General features: G+C 56.5%; 14 protein-coding genes. 1 reads left to right on the forward strand and 13 read right to left on the reverse strand.

Annotated elements, in window-relative coordinates; all coding sequences use genetic code 11:
• Nucleotides 1-352: 352 nt before the first annotated feature.
• From HQN87_RS24640 to bglB, 6 genes are all read right to left on the reverse strand, one after another.
• Nucleotides 353-2,128, reverse strand: coding sequence for a hypothetical protein (locus tag HQN87_RS24640; protein ID WP_173138737.1), 1,776 nt, complete (start codon nucleotides 2,126-2,128; stop codon nucleotides 353-355).
• A 32-nt stretch (nucleotides 2,129-2,160) separates the two neighbouring features.
• On the reverse strand, nucleotides 2,161-3,825 hold the full coding sequence (locus HQN87_RS24645) for an extracellular solute-binding protein (RefSeq protein ID WP_173138748.1): 1,665 nt from the start codon (nucleotides 3,823-3,825) through the stop codon (nucleotides 2,161-2,163).
• A gap of 57 nt (nucleotides 3,826-3,882) precedes the next feature.
• Nucleotides 3,883-4,758, reverse strand: a complete 876-nt coding sequence (locus tag HQN87_RS24650) for a carbohydrate ABC transporter permease (protein ID WP_173138750.1) — start codon at nucleotides 4,756-4,758, stop codon at nucleotides 3,883-3,885.
• A 12-nt stretch (nucleotides 4,759-4,770) separates the two neighbouring features.
• Complete coding sequence (locus HQN87_RS24655; RefSeq protein WP_173138752.1) at nucleotides 4,771-5,742, reverse strand: ABC transporter permease; 972 nt, start codon at nucleotides 5,740-5,742, stop codon at nucleotides 4,771-4,773.
• Nucleotides 5,743-5,898: 156 nt separating this feature from the next.
• Nucleotides 5,899-6,939 carry an SGNH/GDSL hydrolase family protein gene (locus HQN87_RS24660; RefSeq protein WP_173138754.1) on the reverse strand — a complete coding sequence of 347 codons (1,041 nt, stop codon included), beginning with the start codon at nucleotides 6,937-6,939 and terminating at the stop codon, nucleotides 5,899-5,901.
• Nucleotides 6,932-8,092: a beta-galactosidase BglB gene (bglB, locus tag HQN87_RS24665; RefSeq protein ID WP_254075650.1), complete on the reverse strand. Its 1,161-nt coding sequence runs from the start codon at nucleotides 8,090-8,092 to the stop codon at nucleotides 6,932-6,934. Before bglB ends, HQN87_RS24660 begins: the two co-directional genes overlap by 8 nt.
• 273 nt (nucleotides 8,093-8,365) lie before the next feature.
• Between bglB and HQN87_RS24670 the strand changes: the two genes are divergently transcribed.
• Entirely contained in the window at nucleotides 8,366-9,166 is an 801-nt protein-coding gene (locus tag HQN87_RS24670) for a polysaccharide deacetylase family protein (protein ID WP_173138758.1), read from the forward strand.
• A gap of 484 nt (nucleotides 9,167-9,650) precedes the next feature.
• Here HQN87_RS24670 and HQN87_RS24675 read toward each other — a convergent pair whose 3' ends face one another.
• From HQN87_RS24675 to HQN87_RS24705, 7 genes are all read right to left on the reverse strand, one after another.
• The gene (locus HQN87_RS24675; protein WP_216857440.1) at nucleotides 9,651-10,712 is read right to left on the reverse strand and encodes a hypothetical protein; all 1,062 of its coding nucleotides are present in this window, start codon (nucleotides 10,710-10,712) and stop codon (nucleotides 9,651-9,653) included.
• Nucleotides 10,713-11,631: 919 nt separating this feature from the next.
• Nucleotides 11,632-12,927, reverse strand: a complete 1,296-nt coding sequence (locus HQN87_RS24680) for a homocysteine synthase (RefSeq protein ID WP_173138762.1) — start codon at nucleotides 12,925-12,927, stop codon at nucleotides 11,632-11,634.
• A gap of 226 nt (nucleotides 12,928-13,153) precedes the next feature.
• Complete coding sequence (locus tag HQN87_RS24685) at nucleotides 13,154-13,876, reverse strand: GntR family transcriptional regulator (RefSeq protein WP_436836493.1); 723 nt, start codon at nucleotides 13,874-13,876, stop codon at nucleotides 13,154-13,156.
• 11 nt (nucleotides 13,877-13,887) lie between these two features.
• Nucleotides 13,888-14,901 carry a sugar kinase gene (locus HQN87_RS24690; RefSeq protein WP_173138766.1) on the reverse strand — a complete coding sequence of 338 codons (1,014 nt, stop codon included), beginning with the start codon at nucleotides 14,899-14,901 and terminating at the stop codon, nucleotides 13,888-13,890.
• Entirely contained in the window at nucleotides 14,894-15,649 is a 756-nt protein-coding gene (gene dagF, locus HQN87_RS24695) for a 2-dehydro-3-deoxy-phosphogluconate aldolase (protein ID WP_173138768.1), read from the reverse strand. The genes HQN87_RS24690 and dagF overlap by 8 nt, the downstream gene beginning before the upstream one ends.
• A complete protein-coding gene (locus HQN87_RS24700) occupies nucleotides 15,646-16,755 on the reverse strand; it encodes a DgaE family pyridoxal phosphate-dependent ammonia lyase (RefSeq protein WP_173138770.1) in 1,110 nt (369 codons plus the stop codon). The genes dagF and HQN87_RS24700 overlap by 4 nt, the downstream gene beginning before the upstream one ends.
• On the reverse strand, nucleotides 16,733-17,833 hold the full coding sequence (locus tag HQN87_RS24705; RefSeq protein WP_173138772.1) for an amidohydrolase/deacetylase family metallohydrolase: 1,101 nt from the start codon (nucleotides 17,831-17,833) through the stop codon (nucleotides 16,733-16,735). Before HQN87_RS24705 ends, HQN87_RS24700 begins: the two co-directional genes overlap by 23 nt.
• Nucleotides 17,834-17,868: the final 35 nt, after the last annotated feature.

The following is a 17,868-nucleotide window of genomic DNA, read 5'->3' on the forward strand; positions in this document are numbered from 1 at the left end:
ACGGTAGGGTTACCCCTGCTGCTCCAAGACTCGCTATTGGTGGCGTGGCTTTCGCCTTTCCAAGCAGGGATTCCACCTGCTAAGTTACTCAACCTAGGCTCGGTCGCTCTATTCTGTACAACTAAATCTGCCCGAATGGGTGAGAAACCGGGTACAGGCGGCAGTATAATTGCATGAAATACAGCTAAACTGCGATTCAGCGGTATATCGGACAATTTAGTTGTACAGAGTGCAATTAAGCATACTACTTGCACCATAATCGGGACACGGCAAACCTTCAAGCATGCGATTGGTTATAGTGCCATGCATGTAACAACAGTGAACAGGAATGCTCACCGCTTGAACTGCGTGGTTACGGTGCGTATGGATCAACGGTAAGCTGAACCGGAGGCTGATTGCCTGCCGCCAGCACAATGTTCCGCACCCGGGCCCAAGGCTCCCGCGGCACCTCACGGTCTTCTCTCTCGGAGTCCTCGATCTGCACCGTATCCAGCAGCCTGCGGACATCGCCCGCTTCGGCAGCTTCGTCCAGACAGATCACCGCCCAGCCCGCTTCCAGGCGGGGCAACGCCAGAACGGTGCTGTCCCCGGAATAGAGGACCTGGCGGAGCCTGATCCTCCCTTCCTCCCGCACCACTGTGACAGGCAGTCCGGCGCGGGCCTCCGCCCCGGCACCAATACCCCTCAGCGCTGTGACCGCCACTGCACAGCCCGGATAATGCAGCACCAGCCATTCCCGGTCTCCGGCTGTATTCATTACACGCGCTATCTCTCCGTCATAGCGGTGGATAACCCATTCATCTGTAAGCTCCGCTGCCCGGTTATGCAGCCGGGTCATGCTGCGGACCACCAGCAGGGCATTCCCCTGCTGGGCCGAACGTGTCTCCACCTCCGGGTACAGCGGCTCCGCAAATAGCGCAGGCATCAGATAGGCCGTGCGGTAATCCTCCGCCGGATGTGTGCGCACGGCTGCGGAATCATCCACGTACCAGCGGAGATAGGACACCTGCTGGTCCCTTACGCTGAAGCTGACCGGGAAGCTCTGCCAGCCCAGCCCCCAGGCGGGATGCTGGTAGCTTCCGGGCATGACCGGGAAGCGGTTGATGCTGCCTAGGCGGGTATGCCGCCCGATCCAGGTATAGGAACGGGCGGCATCGAATATCCGCTCCTCAAGAACCCTGGGTACCGGCTGCGCAGACGGAGAGTCTTTTCCTTGAAGGAAATCTTCCTCGAACAGGAGCAGCGTCGCCGCATCATTAAGCGAGAAGTTCTGCTCTGCCAGACGGCCCAGCCCTGTCACCCCCGCAATCGGCCACAGCAGGCTTGCCCGCTTCGTCTCTCCCCGGAAGTTATAGCTGCGGATAGACGGAACCAGCTCCTCCCCGTCATGGAAGACAAGAATGTTCTTCAGTGTCTCCATCCGTTCTGACAGCCGTCCGGCCAGCTCCTGGTCATGCTGCTGAAGTACAGAACCGGCAATCCTCAGCGCGTTCATCATCACCCCTTGATAGACCAGGCTGATGTTCTCCCCCCAGCCCCAGCCCCGGCGGACCGTATATTCTTCCCATCTGCGGAAGTATCCGGTTGCGGTCTCCAGATACGCAGGCTCCTCCAGGAAGTGGGCGATGGCCAGCAGCATCGCGCCGTCGCTCATCGTCTTGTTCGGGTAGAACAGCTCCGGTGCCCGGCATTCCTTGGAGAACCAGGCCGCCGCATGGCTGAACATCCGCCCGATCACCTCCAGGTGACTGGCCGGCAATACACCGGGAGCACAGAGGCGTACAACGACAAGCGGCATGAGGATGAAGAATGCCGCATTGGAATCCTGAATCACGCTCTCCTCCCGGTACCAGAGGAACCCTCCGTAATCGTGATGCTCCGGGTCTGTAAACTGCAGCCCGGCAATGGCTTCAAGCATCTCCAGCCCGGCCTGTTCATCCAGCCGGCCCAGCAATGTGCCGTAAGCATAATACCCCGCCGAGAACCGGGCTTCGTGGCAGTACGGCAGCTTGGAGACCTGCCGGGTATGACCCGGCCAGTCGTAGCGGACCAGCCCCTCCTCGACTACAATATCCTCCGAGGCAGTAGCATAGCTCTGCTCCAGAATCTCTCTGACCTGATTATTCAACTCCGCCCGCCCCCTATGCTGGAATTCACCAATTACTCAGCCGCGCTTAGCTGCTTGCCCATCTCATAAATATCCTTCAGCATGATAGCATCCGCTTTATTGTCCTGATACCAGGTTGCATAGAACTCATCGACCTTGGTTCCGCCGGCCTTCTCCCAGACTCCCTTGGCTTCCTCAATGAACTGGTCCACCGAAGCCGGATCGGGGCTGACGATGGCCTGCATGGCCCGGTCAAGGATCGTCTTATTCGCATTGGTGTTGATCTGGGTCAGGTCCTGCGGCAGCAGCGGCAGGAAGGCCTTTTGCGTAATGCCGACAATCGGGCGGTCCGGGTTCATGTACAGCTTCTCGGCCATTTCATAGATTGCGATGAAATCCTGTTCAGCCGGTGTAGGGTTCACCTTGTTCTTCAGCCCGTAATTCTTGCCGATCAGCGGAGTGAGCATCCCCATATCACGGTTGTACTCCAGCTCCTTCTTGTTTTTCTCCGGATCAATCACCTCAGCCCGGCCGTCGGCGGTTTTGTTGTAATGCACGCCTTCAATACCGTTCTGAATCGTGGTGGTGTATTTCTCTGTAACCATGAAATCAATCATCTTCATCACGGATTCCGGGTCTTTGGCCGCCGCATTCACCATGCCGGTCATCTGGATCGGAGAGGTCAGCGTCGGGCTGAACTGGCCGAATGCTGTCGTCGGCAAGGCAATCGGAATCACCTCGGCCTCAGGGGAGTTCTTCTTCAGCGTCTCATAAGTGCTGACATCGGCACCGTTGCCGCCGTAAATCCCCAGCTTGCCAGAGATCCAATCCTGCTTCTGCTTCTCGCCGTTCTTATCCGTGACGAAATCCTTATCCACCACACCCGCTGCATACAGCTCCTTCTGGAAGGAGATTGCCGCCTTGATCCGGTCCCAGTCATGTACAACCTTGTCATTCTCCAGTACCCAAGGATATTGGTCTTCGCCGAACAGCGTAAATCCGGTGCCGAACATGTTGTTCAGAATAATCCCGGCTACAAAGCTGAGTCCGGTTCCCTGCGTATCCGCTTTGCCGTTGCCGTCCGGGTCCTGCTCAGTGAACGCTTTTGCCACCTTCAGCAGCTCCTCCGGGGTAGTGGGAACCTCTAAGTTCAGCTTTTTGAGCCAGTCATTGCGGATAAACAGGTAATGCTGCGGGCCGAACTGGATCGGACGCCCCACCGTGTACAGCTTGCCGTCCGCCATTGTGCCTGCCTTGCGCAGCGCCGGATACTTCTCCAGCATCGCCTTATATTCCGTACTGCTGCCCGCAATCAGGTCATCCAGCGGAAGGAGCTGCTTCTGGTTGTAGAGCTGCCCCTGGTAAGCGGTATCAAATTCAAAGATCAGGTCAGGGGCAGACTTCGACGCGAACAGCACATTGAACTTTTGCAGGGATTCAAAACGCGGAACCGTAACGTATTTGACGTTCACCGGCCCGTTCTCATTGACCCACTTCGTCCAGCGGTTGTCGCTCATCGTCCCCTCTTCAGCCGGTACCGTGCCGCGGTCATACAAAGAGACGGTGATGGACCCGCGTTTCCCGGAGGCTCCTTCCTTGTTCGACTCTCCGCCCGGGGAAGCAGCATGATTGCCGCCGCAGCCTGTGACAGCGATAACGAGCATCAGGGTGGCTGCTCCGGCAGCGGTTTTTTGGCTAAGCCATAGTGGTTTGGACATATGAATGTGACCCTCCTAGAATGATGTTCTTGTAGTTACGGATATGAGCAGCAAGGATCAGCCTTTGATGGCCCCGATGGTTACGCCTTTGACAAAATACCGCTGCAGCAGCGGATACACAACCAGCATCGGAATGACCATCACCATAATCCCGGCGGCCTTGATGCCCTCCGGTGTAATATTGACGGCCTCCTGCGAGTTCATCGTATTCAGCTCCTGCAGGACAGACTGGCTCTTAACCATCTGCTGGATGAGCACCGTCAGATTGATTTTCTCCGGACTGTTCATATAGATCATTACATTGAAGAACGAATTCCAGTAATACACGCCGTAAAAGAGTCCGATCGTCGCCAGCACAGGCAGGGACAACGGCAGAATAATTCCTGCCAGCAGCCGCCATTCGCCGGAGCCGTCAATTCTGGCCGCTTCCACCAGCTCCTCCGGTATGTTCTCGAAAAAAGACCGCATGATCATCATATTATAAGTGCTGACCAGAGCGGGCAGCCATAGTGCCGCGTAGGAATCCACCAGCCCGAGACTGCTGACCACAAGATAGGTCGGGATGAGGCCGCCTGTGAACAGCATCGTGAACACAATCGCCAGGGTCAGCGTGCGTCTTCCGTAGAAGTCACGGCGGGACAAGGGATAGGCGGCGAAGATCGTGAACAGCATGCTGGCCGCCACACCGACCAGAGTAATCAGGAGACTGTTGCCAAAAGCACGCACCACCGGCGTTCCCTCGAACAGCATGGTATACGAGCTGATGGTGAACTCCACCGGCCATAACGTGACAAAACCGGAGAGTACGGCATCCTTGCCGCTGAGGGACAGGGAGGCCAGATGGAGCAGCGGCAGCAGACACAGAATGCCTGCGAGCGTCAGCAGCAGATAATTGAAGCCGTAGAATACCTTTTCACCTTTTGTACTTTGCATAGTGTCCTCCTGTTACCACAAGCCTTTATTGAAGCGCCGGGCAATGGCGTTGGAGATCAGCACCAGAGTCAGCGCCACGAGGGAATCGAACATTCCCAGTGCAGCGGTCAGGCTGAACTGCCCTCCCTGTAGTCCTATCGCGTAGATGTACGTACTTATAACCTCCGAGATCCCCGATACAATCGAGTTCTGCAGCACGTATACATGGTCGAACCCTACCTCCATCACCCGTCCCATGGCGAGAATCAGCATGATGACGATGGTCGGGCTGATCCCGGGCAAAGTGATGTTGCGGATCTGCTTCCATTTGCCCGCCCCGTCCATACTCGCCGCTTCATAGAGGCTGGGGTCAATGGACGTCAGTGCAGCCAGATAGATAATCGCATTGAAGCCCGCATCCTTCCAGATGCCCGAGCCAAGGAAGATGGATACCCAGGACCACTCCTCGAAGAGGAACGGAAACGGCTTGCCAAACAGCTTCTCCACCAGCACATTGGCGACACCGGTCTGGGCGAAGATCGTTACCACCAGCCCTCCGACAATGACCCAGGAGAAGAAATACGGCAGGTACACTAACGTCTGAACGGATTTTTTGAAATATTTGTTACGGACTTCATTCAGCATAATCGCCAGGGCAATCGGGAACGGAAAGCTGACCAGCACTGACAATATACTAAGCACAAGCGTATTGCGGATAATCTGCACCGATTGTGCCTGGGTGAACAGATTGGTGAAATTGTCCATGCCGACCCACTGGCTGCCCCATACCCCCTCATAGAAGGTATAATTTTTGAAGGCAATGACCAGTCCCAGCATGGGCGTGTATTTGAAAATGATATAGAACGCGATAACCGGAACGAACATGACCCACAGCGGCAAATTGTTCTTGAACCGGCGGGTCTGCCAGAAGCGTTTGCGTCTGCTGCCCGTCTGCCGGGGAGTGTCCATCCGCAGCACCGCTTCGCTGGCTGAATTCGCTTTCATCTCGGTGTCTCCTTTCGCTTGCCTGCCTTTGCTTGTGACACCTGTTACTGTTGATCTGAAATGGCCGTTTCATGTCCTCACCATAGCCGCTCCAGCCGGTTAGAGCAATATTCAGTTTACCTGTTAATCGCCGCAGAACCCTTATGCAGTCTGGGGTTAGAGGATTCCGCCCAGCTCCCGGGCCAGATTCTCCCCCATCCGGATATGTCCGTCATCCCCGGGATGAATCAGATCACAGGACAACCCGCTAAGGTCATCCAGCACCCGTTCTCCTTCAATCAGGTGCAGCTTGGGGTGGGACAGACGCTCTACATGGCTGCGCAGAATGTCGTTGAACCGGCTGTCCTTCTCCGCAATCCCGCTGCCGGGGAACATGGCAAAGTTGGGGTAGATCGTAATGACCGCCACCGGCTTCTCCGGATGCCCGCTTACCAGCCGGTCCAGCAGATAGCCGGTCCGCTCGCGGAATTCGTCCGCCGACAGGTGATCCCGCATATTCACACCCAGCTCCAGGGTCATGAACGACCAGTCCTGCTGCGCCGCCAGATAATTGCTCATCTCCCGTTCACAGTGGCAGGAGCCGCTCATGCCCAGATTCAGCACATCGGCAGCCAGCCTTCTTGCCGCTTGGCCGATGTACGGCAGGCTGCTGTTCTCTCCATGGGTAATGGAGGAGCCGTAAGCGATCCAGCGCTTCAGCGGGGTCTCCCCCTTCTGAGGCGGGCGGAGCGGATGGCCGAAGGTCTCGATGCCGCTGACCACGCAGGCATACCGTCCGAAGCAGATCCGCCATACCTCCGGCGCAAAGCCTGTGCCCATCAGCCGCTTGCGGTCAGCCATCGCCAGCCGCGGCGGCTCGCTTAACTGGAGCGTGCGGATCGTCCCCGCCTGAAGCTCATGCCTGGAATGGAACAGCCCGCCCTTGAACACGGTCACACAGCCATCCGTCTCCGGCAAAGACAGGGTTACCCGGATATTCGGGGCCGCTGTGACGAAACGAAGCTCGCAGCCGCCCGCTTCCCCGGCGATGAACCGGCCCCGCTCATTCAGATGCTCCCTGACGCTGCGGGGAACACGGCGCAGATACACGCCATTCCCTGCTGCCGGCTCCAGCTCAGCGACGTTATGGAACGCAATCCGGTCCAGTCCCGGCAGACCCCTGGTGCTGGCGGAATTAATGCTGGAGGAATTATACATGCTTCATCGCCTCCACCAGCAGCAGGAGGGTCATGGATTGCCCGTAGGGCATCGGGCAGACGGGGATCTCCCGGTAGTCCTGAAGCGTAGCGCCCATGCCCGTCCCGTAAGATACTCCCTGTACGATCCCTTCTTCGTCAATCTGCCCCAGCACATAGTGAAGAGCTGCCATGGCAGGCTGGCGGCAGCTCTCATCCAGCAGCCCCTGCCGGACCGCCTTCAACATGCCATAAGCAAAAGCGGCGGTAGCCGAGGTCTCCAGATAGGAGCTGCTGTCGTCCAGCAGGGTATGCCACGCGCCCTCCGACGCCTGGAGCTCGTTCAGCTTGCGCACCTGCCGCTCCAGTGAAGAGAGTAGGAAGCTGCTCACACCCGGCGGCAGCTCCACCATCTCCAGATAATCCACCAGCCCCGCCGTATACCACGAGTTGCCGCGCGCCCACAAGGCCCGGGCAAAGTGATGGCCCCCCTCGAAGGTCCATCCGTGGAAGAATAGTCCTGTGACAGGATCAGTAAGGTACTTGAGATGGACGAGAAACTGGCGGATACTCTCCTGGATGCATTCCTCCTCCTTCAGTACAATCCCCATCCGGGCTACGAACAGCACCGTCATATACAGGGTGTCATCCCAGAGCTGCCCGGGATTCGGGCTGCCCGTAACCTCATGCTGAATGCCCGCTTCCTCTGTGCGGGGCATCTCATTCAGCACATAATCCAGCCATTCCCGGCACAGCTTCAGATAATCCGCGCGTCCGGTCTCCTCCGCCAGATAGCTCAAGGTTAGCATCGGGCACATGGTATTGACGTTTTTCACCGGAATACCCCCGTCAAGCTTGCTGTCGAACCAGCCGGTCAGGTAGTGCAGAATCTCCTGCTCCCCGGTTTCCCGGTAATAGCTGTATAAGGCAAATAATCCAACCCCCTGCGGCCATTCCCAGTTGTCCATCGAGATGATGCCAATGGGCGCCGTTTCCTGAATGGAGCCTCTCATATCCTTCATCCGCTCAATGACGCGGCCGATATGCCCTTTGAGTACGGTCCGTGATACGGTCTTCATCATGTTCCCCCTTGTGAATGTCCTGACCAGGGCCTGTTGCTGCGCGGATACCCTGTTCGCCACCTCAGTGTAGTCAAGCGGCGCAATGCCGTCCATTAACAAGAATCTTGCTAATCGCTCTCTATTCTGGCATTGTTCTTATTGGAGCCGTATTCAGTTGGAGGAGTACATGAGTAGAAGGAGTACATGCTCACGAACACTTTCTATATAGATTGGACCTGTAAATTTAATAATGGGAGAAGTGACTTAGAGGAAGCCGCAGACTGGCAGCGCCCGGAAGAGCAAGGCCTCTGCGGAGTCAGGAACAAATCCCGCATTATAAATTTCCAGTTCAATCTACATAAGAGAAATCAGGGAGGGTAACAGGTAATGAGAATCAAGTTTGATCTTTTCCCCGGCGGTGTTGCTAAAGCGCTCACATTAAGCTGGGATGATGGAAGAATCCACGACAGACGTCTTGTGGAGATCCTTAACGGGCATGGGCTGAAGGGCTCTTTCCATTTGAATTCGGGGTTCTTCGGCAATGAAGGCTATATCACGGAAGACGAAGTGGCTGCGCTCTATGAGGGACATGAGATTTCAGCACATACCAGCACTCATCCTTTCCTCTCCATGACTCCGCGTGAGGGCATCGCCGAAGAGATTCTGAAGGACCGCAGACATCTGGAGGCAATCGCCGGTTATCCCGTAAGGGGCATGTCCTATCCGTTCGGCAACTACAGTGATCAGGTGCTGAGTGTGCTTCCGGCGCTGGGGATTGAATATTCACGCACAGTGAAGTCGCATGGCAACTTCAGCCTGCCGGACAATCTGCTGGCTTGGCATCCTACCTGCCACCACAAGGAGATGCTGGACCTGGGCAAGAAGTTCCTGGAGGAGCAGCCCCGGTTCCCGCATATGCAGCTGCTGTATGTCTGGGGACACAGCTATGAATTCAACGACGACGGCAACTGGGAGGAGCTGGAGCAGTTCGCCGCTATGATGGGCGGCCATGCAGAGATCTGGTATGCCACCAATATCGAGATCGCCGACTACCTGTCCGCTGTGCAGGGACTGCGCTTCTCCGCTGCCCAGGATATGGTCTATAACCCGTCGGCAGTGGAGGTATGGATCTCCGTAGAGGGCGAAGCCTGCCGGATTCCCGGAGGGGCAACGGTACGGTTGGGTTAGGGAATGCTGGATTAGGGGGACTGCTAGATTAGGAGGCTTGCTGGTCACGAAGGAGATTTGGTGCAGGTTTTCGGCAACAGTAGCCAGTTAGTCTGAAGGCCATAAGCAGGCATAATAAAACCCGATTCCGCCGCAGCCTAAATGGCTGGTCACGTAGGAGAACTGTTGCACTAATTGCAGCTTTGATTACCTACTCCCGGGCGTTTGAGTGGAATGTTGCACAAAATGCAGGAATTGGCTCGCTCCTCGGTTTGGGGGATGAGAAATGCTGCATTTCTTACAACAATCCTGAGTTAGAGCCGACTTAACGCGGGGAATGTTGTATTTAGTGCAGGATTTCGCTAGCAGCAGCCAGTTAGTCTGAAGGCCATAAGCAGGCACAATAAAACCCGATTCCGCCGCAGCCTAGATGGCTGGTGGAATCGGGTTATTGTTATAGTATAGGCGCGATGGGATCAGGGACAGCAGCCATCCTCTCCGGCAGCTACTGCCATCCTCCGGCGGCAGCGTCGGTATTGTCCTGCCGGGCGATCCAGGTCAGGCAGGCCGCCCGGAGCAGCGCTTCAGTCCGCAGGGCTGCGCTGCAAAAGATCCCGCTCATGCCGATCTCATACAGATCAGCCAGCGCGTACGCCGCCGGTGCCCCCGCGGCGAGCACTGCCGCCGCCGGCCGTGCCCGGCGCACGGCGGCCAGCACCTCAGCCGCCGCCGTGGCGAAGCCCTCGGCGGCGTTCTCCTCCGGCGCGGCTTCGCCGGCCGCGCCGTCCAGCACCAGGAAATCGGCGATGCGCGCGATTTCCCCCGCGGCAGCGCGCTCCACATCGGGGGCGAGAAGCGCCCCGATGCGGCACGCTGCCGCGTAAGCGTGGCCGAGGGTCTGCTCGGCCACACCCTCGATGAATTCGCGCTGCGCCGCGAATTCGGCTCTGCTGGCGGGGTACGGCGCCAGCAGGTCTACGCGGCTGTCGCTGCCCAGCCGCTGGCTCTCCGCGACGGCGGCGAACAGCGCGTCAAGCTGCGCATCCTGCAGAGCGGCCAGCCTGGCCGGGGAGGCGGCGAGCTCCGGCGTATAGGGCAGAGCGACTGCGGCCCAGACGCCGTCCGCCGACTCCAGGAGGACTCCGGCGGCGGCCCGCAGCCGGTGATAGATTCGCTGCAGGATACGCTCAGCCTGCCCGTCTTCTGCGCATGACATCCAGCTCGAATAGAGCGCAGCAAGCTCCGGCTCCAGCAGCCATTCCTCTGCACGGATCAGACAAGGCCCGGCCGGGTAGATCCCCGGCTCCTCCCTGGGAGTTGACCGTTCGCCCCTGCCATCGCGCAGCACCAAAAAAGGCTGGCGTTCCCCCGGACGGCGGAAATAAGTCCGGCTCATGTTCCCGTTACTCTTACGCTGATCCCTCTCGGCAAGAAATTCCGCGGCGGCGGAAGCTACAGATGCGGACTGGCTCATCTCCATGCCAATGGTCCGGTCGCCGGTACTATACTTGAACAGGCGCTCCTCTTGGTTTGGATCATCATTCTGCTGGCGTTCACCCTTCATCATCGCACCCACCTTTTTAACTTTGGATTACTGCCGCTGCGCTCCCCTGGAGGAGATGCTACCAGCATTTTACGAGGCTTCAATCTATAAATACTGGCAAAGGAGCTGAAATATGCAAACGGTATCAAATGAATATTACGGGTAACTGACAACTACCTTGGTATTTACTTGTATGCAGTTAGTTGCTCAGTTTTGTCCGGTCAATGCACTTTCTGCAATAGATTCCGTAATATTCTGCGTTAAAATCCGTTCTGATGTATTCCATACAATAGATATTCTGCATACAGCCAAAAAACAGCGAGTCCCCTCAATTCTGATGTACGAACTGCAACAGATTCCATTTCGCGCCTGATTTAGAGTGTATCTGCTGTACGAAATACAATAGAACACCAACAGTCTAAGATCAACAATCCTAAACCAACAAACATAGACTACCTATGTGAAGCCTAAGGGCTTTATTTTGCAAAAAAGATACCTTTGTTGCTCGCCTGCGGACTTAGTGGCCGTTATGGAGTCATGTGGAGTTGAAAATGAGGCTGAATAGGTTAGTTAAAAGCGCCAGAGTGCGAACGGCTGGCGGGAAGAGCACCCGGCTGAACGAACAACTCTCCAGTCCGCATGGATCACAGCAGTATGGATAATGTGTGATTATGGGCGCAAACTTGGCGGCTTATGCGGATTTCTATGTATCTAGCGGAAACGGCTTTGCTGTCCTTTTAGGGACGGCACCGTTTCCGCGAGAAATAGAAGGAAGAGTTATGGTGTGAAACCTATACATGCTCATATTCAGCAAAAAACCACCGTATCATGCAGCAAAACTCTGCATAACACAGTGGTCGGTAATTTTTTCTCATCCAATGCTGTCAGGAGCTAGGTTTCCGGGATATGAGCTTAGCGGCATAGCGCGCTTCTGCTCTTCCCCTTAAGACTGCTGGCTGGCAGCGATTGCCTGCTCCAGATCATAGAGGATATCGTCAATGGATTCCGTACCGATGGACAAGCGCAGCAGTTCGGGATTAACACCGGCTGTCGCCTGCTCTTCCTCCGACAGCTGCTGGTGGGTCGTGCTGGCCGGATGGATGATCAGCGACTTGGAGTCACCGACGTTAGCCAGATGGGAGAACAGCTTCACATTCTCGATCAGCTTCACCCCTGCTGCTGCCCCGCCTTTGATGCCGAAGGTCAGGATTGCCCCTTGGCCCTTAGGCAGATATTTCTGCGCCAGCTCATAGGATGGATGACTCTGCAGTCCGGCATAACTTACCCACTCCACAGAATCATGCGCCTCCAGGTACTGGGCGACCTTGAGTGCATTCTGGCTATGGCGCTCCATACGCAAATGCAGCGTTTCGAGTCCTTGCAGCAGCATCCAGGAGTTGAACGGGGAGATGGCCGCGCCGAGGTCGCGAAGCAGTTGTACCCGTGCTTTGATGATATAAGCGATAGGGCCTACAGCTTCAGTGTAGACTACCCCGTGGTAGCTCGGGTCCGGTTCGGTAAGTCCGGGGAACCTTCCGCTGGCCTTCCAGTCGAACTTGCCGCCGTCCACGATGATCCCGCCGATGGAAGTGCCGTGGCCGCCGATGAATTTGGTTGCCGAATGCACTACGATGTCCGCACCATGTTCAATCGGACGCAGCAGATACGGGCTTGGGAAGGTATTATCCACAATCAGCGGAATTCCATGCTCATGGGCGATAGCCGCCACTGCTTCGATATCCAGTACATTCCCTTGCGGGTTGCCAATGGTCTCGGCGTACAGCGCTTTGGTCTTGTCCGTAATCGCTGCACGGAAGTTCTCCGGATTATCGGAATCCACAAACTTCACCTGAATCCCCAGCTTGGGCAACGTTGTAGAGAACAGATTATAAGTTCCGCCGTACAGACTTGCGGAGGATACAACCTCATCCCCGGCTCCGGCAATATTCAGAATAGAGAAGGAAATGGCCGCCATTCCGGAAGCCGTAGCCAGTGCCCCGGCCCCGCCCTCCAGCGCGGCAAGACGCTGCTCAAACACATCGGTGGTCGGATTCATCAGCCGGGTATAGATGTTGCCGAACTCCTTGAGCGCGAACAGATTAGCAGCATGTTCCGCATCCCGGAAACCGTAGGATGTAGTCTGATACAGCGGCACGGCACGGGCTAAAGTAGTTGGGTCAATCTCCTGGCCTGCATGAACGGCTAGGGTCTCAAATGACAGCTTGCGCTCTTCTGACATGGGTATTTCCTCCTCTAAAATCAATAATGGCAAACGTTAACAATAAAGAATTGTACCTATTCTCTCACAAACCATGTCATTTGAAAAGATAAAATTCTTATTAATTCACTGTGTTTTATTAAGTATAGTGAAGGCAAAAACCCCGCTGCAAGCAGCGGGGCTAAGTGCAAGGATATCCCTCTAACCTCTCTTGTGGCTGGTACATCTGTCCAAAGAAACAACAGCTTCAGGTGTCGTAGTTGACCAGATAATGATGAAGCTCTGTGTTATAGCAGCCGATGCTGTGTTCAATCAGCCTGCCTTCCCCGTCGTAGGAGTTGCGCAGGCGCACCAGTACATGCGTGCCCGGCGGCAGCGCCAGCAGCAGGCATACTTCGGGAGGTGCCTGCTCTACGAAGAACCGGTCCTTGAAGTTCTCCAGTACAATGTTCTTCTCCTCCAGGGAGTCATACAGCGACTGAATGTCTGCACCTATCTCCGCCGTACCTCCGCCGGGCAGGGCAGCAGCAGTCAAGAAGTGGGTCAGATGAATATAAGGCTGTCCATTCAGTATATATAGCCGCTCAATCCGCTGGCAATACGGCCCGTAACGGCTGTATTCCTCCGTCCCGGGATCATTGGTAACCAGCTTGGAGTCCAGCAGTTTTTTTTCCAGCTTATGCCCCGCTTCTACCAGCAGCTCTGTGAACCGTTTGCCCTTGGAGAGCTTCTGGTAGGAGGTATTACGCATTACAATCGTGCCGACACCACTTTTCTTCTGCACATAACCTTCCTGCGACAGCTCCTGAACCGCGCCGCGGACTGTCATTTTGCTGACGCCAAACTCTTTTTCCAGCTGCGGCTCGGAGGGGATGATGCTCCCCAGAGGATATACCCCGTGCAGAATCCGGTCTTTGAGGATCTTTTGGATCTGCTGATATAAGGGACCTTGCTTGCGTTTCAGAGACACGCTCTCATTCACTACCTTTCAACATCTAAGCTACGGTCTGACAACGCCCGGAGTACCTCACTCTCGGTGAACAGCGCTGTATCGCCCGGGATGGTGTGGGCCAGCATTGCCGCTGCCGCTGCCATGTCCACCGTCTGCTGCTGCGGGTACTGCTGCAATTCACCGTGGATGATCGCGCTGGCGAACGCATCCCCGGCACCGATCCGGTCATAGACCGGGAAGGTCAGCTTGCGCGAGAACCGGAACGTTCCCTGATGATAAATATACCCTGTCAGGGAATGCGTATTATCAGCGTTGATCTCACGGTGGGTCCCCGCTGCCGTCCTGATTCCGAAGCGCTCCGCCACTGCGGGAATCGCTTGCTTCAACTGTGTTATTCTATCATATTCTCCGGTCACGACACCAAGAATGTACTGGGCATCCTTCTCGTTCATCAGCACCAGATCCGCCAGGCCAAGCAGCTCCTCCACATGCGGGCGGGCCTTGGCATAGCCATCCTCCCCCCATAACGCCGGACGGTAATTGCAGTCAAATACCACCGTGCCCCCGGCACTCTTCACTTCCGCGGCAAGCCGCTTCATCTGCTGGCGCACCCCATCATTCATAGCCAGCGTAATGCCGCATAAATGGAGGACATCCACTCGGGAGGCCAGCGCCGCCATATCATAATTCTCTGCATCTGCCGTATTGAAGCTGCTGCCCAGCCGGTCTGTATACGTGACTCTTCCGGGGCGGGCACCGAACCCATTCTCCAGAAAATACATCCCCAGCTGCTTCCCGCCCCGGCGGATCAGCGAGGTATCCACCCCAAGCTTGCGAAGATAAGCCATCGCCGCTTCACCCACCGGAGTCTCCGGCAAGGTTGTGATCAGCGCACCGTTATAGCCGTATCTGGAGAGCGCCGCCGTTACATTCACCCCGCTGCCGGAAAAAGAGTACTCCAGCCTGCTGCCCTGGGCCAACGTCTCATAACCCGGAACCTGCAGCCGCATCATCACTTCGCCAAAGGCAGCGACTCTAGGCATAGCGGTCCACCAGCAGCTTCATGATACCAAGCAGTGTACGGACATCCTGCACCTTCGTGCTGCCCGTCTGCGGGTCTATAATCGAGGAATAGACATGCGGGATCACCTGCGGCACGCCTGCCTGAAGTGCTATCTCCAGAATGGGCCCGAAGTTATCCAGGTCGATTCCGCCCGTTGGCTCCAGCGCAAACCCGGCCTCGCCGCAGGCCTTAGCCACCGCACGGTACTCCTCCTCCAGCTTCAGCCCCTGCATCGGATAATATTTGAGCGCATTCCCGCCCATGTCACGAACCAGGGCAATGGCGGCCTGCACCGGAACAATTGCTTGCTGCCCCATCCCGGAACTGACGGGTCCGGTCGATATATTGACATAACCCGGCTGTCCGCAGGGAGAGACCAGGCTGTTAATCCAGCTATCCTTTACTCCCAGGTTAGCACGGGTGGCTCCCACTGCCGGAAATACCTGGTTGATATGGCTTCCCGCATAGCTGGAAGCAATCTCCGCCACAACCGCTGCCTGGCGGTTGTCTCCGGCTCCGAGTCCGATGGATACGGCATCCTCGATGGATCGGCCATATTCGGTCATGGCTGCGGCGGCTTCCCCGGCGGTGGCATAATTTTTGGAGAGTACGCCTACCAGCACATGCCCTTCCGCAGCCTCATAGATATCCTTGGCGTTCCCGATACTGCCGGCCAGTACATTAAGTGCCGCTCTCTTCTTATAGAACCGCTGTTGAATATTGCTCATTCTTGGTTTCCCCCTAAGATTTCATTGATTCTGCTGACGATCACCTGAAGATCATCCCCTTGCAGCGGCCTTGGATCAATATCGAAAAAGCCCTGCTTCACGCCATAGTCCCGGGTATACACGGCAATCTCACCTTCCCGCAGCAGGTCATTGACCTCCCTTGCGTCCATTCCCGCAGCAGCGGCTTCAATCTGGATGCGTCCGCGATAAATGGCCCGGCCCGCTTCATCCTGTACGATGCGGACTGTGACTCCGGGAAGTCTGCCGAGCGGCTGAAGCGCCTCCAGTGCCTGCTTCTCCCGTTCACTGTTGTCAGCCTTGTGCTGATATTCGTCCAAGGCCTGGAGCAGTCCGAAGGTGGTCTCCTTGCCGACCTTCATGCTGCGGCCAATCCCGTGCAGCTGAACCTTCAGCCACTCGATGTATTTCTTCCTGCCCGCTACAATACCCGAGGTTGGACCTTCCACAGCCTTCGAGCCGCTGTAAATGGCCAGATCGGAATAGCGGACATATTTGTGCAGATCCTCTTCCGCTGCCGCATCCACAATCAGCGGCACCCTTCTCTTCTGTGCAACCTCCCAGGCCTCTTCCACAGAGATCATATTCTTCTGGACGGCGTGATGGGATTTGACATAGAGAATCGCTGCGGTATGTTCACCGATGGCCTGTTCAATATGCTCCTTCCGGCCTTCGTTCGCGTATCCGGCTTCGACCACCCGGCCGCCGCCAAGGAATACCATTGTCTCAACCGGCGCTCCATACTGCACATTATGGCCCTTCAGCATAACAACCTCATTCTTCAGCACCGGCTCCTGGTGCAGGCGCAGGCTGAGCCGCGGATCTCCGGCGGTCACGACGGCTGCTACCGACAGCGCAATGCCGCTGGAAGCAGAGTTCACGACAACCGCCGCTTCGCAGCCCAGCAGACGGGCTATATAGTCCCCGGATTTGTCCACCAGATCGGCAATCTCTACGTATTGCTGCCCGCCCTGTTTCATTGCCTCCATGACCGAATCCGTTGGGGCGGAGACGCCCAGGATGCTCATTCTTCCGCTGGCATTAATCACACGCTTCAATCCATATTTAGCCTGTAATGAGTGATCCATTGATAAAAACTCCTTTAGCTTCAATATAATGGTGCGTCGTCCGGACATCGCCTTCCGAATCTGTGAGCCGCTTCTCGCCCGATTCCAGGGCGAACAAGGTCAGGTTCGCCTGCTGCGCGGCCCTGATCTGCCCAAGCTCCGGCTTGCCGAGCCAAGCTGCTGCGCTGCCGGTGACCGCCCGGATGACCTCTTCCAGACTGTAGCCGAGATACAGGAATTTCGTCAGCACATCCGACATACTGTACACCGGACCGTTCAGACGGTTGCCCCGGTAGATATCGGTGCTGATCGTATTCAGCGGAATGCCTGCCGCCTTCGCCTGCTCGGCCACCCGGAAGGAGAAGCTCGCCGTGCCATGTCCGACATCCAGATGAACGCCCCGGGCCACTGCATCCAGCAGCCCTTGCAGCGGTGTGCCGTCTGCCTGGAACAGATTATTGGATTTGCCGTTCAGATAGTGGGTGATCACATCGCCCGGCCGCAGCAGCTCCAGCACTTCAGCGATAGCGGGCGGAGCGGAGCCGATATGGACCATGAGCGGAAGCTTCGTGTCTTCTGACAGTGTGCGGGCCAGCTTAAGCGGCTGAATGCCGGAGCTTTTGACGACACTCTGGCTGATGCGGGCCTTCAGGCCGACAATGAATTCAGGATACGCCGCTGCCGCCGCAAGCGCCCTGGTCCGGTCAATCCACTCCAGCTGTGACAGCTCGTCGGTCCGTTCAAGCCCGATTCTCGATATATTCAGCAGAGCGAACACCCGTGTGGCCGCCCTCAGACTCCTGGCATAGAAATCTCCGATCCGGTCTGCCCCGCAGCTTCCGGCATCCACCAGAGTGGTCACGCCCTGCTTCACCCCAATCTCGTCGATCTCATCACCATAGGGATCAAGCTCCGGCACAGCATGCACATGCAGATCAATCCATCCGCTGGAACCATATAACCCGGAGCAGTCCAGCCCGTTCCCGCCTTCAGCCTGGCCTGGCGGTGTAATCGCGGTGATGATCCCGTCCTGAATGGAAATATCCACTACCCGGCCGTCCACAAGCTGCAAATTGCGCAGCACATTCTCTGTGCCCACTTATCCCATCTCCTTCGTCAATCCATGCGATTTAA

The sequence above is a fragment of the Paenibacillus tritici genome, from assembly GCF_013204885.1.
GTDB classification, from domain to species: domain Bacteria; phylum Bacillota; class Bacilli; order Paenibacillales; family Paenibacillaceae; genus Paenibacillus_AQ; species Paenibacillus_AQ tritici.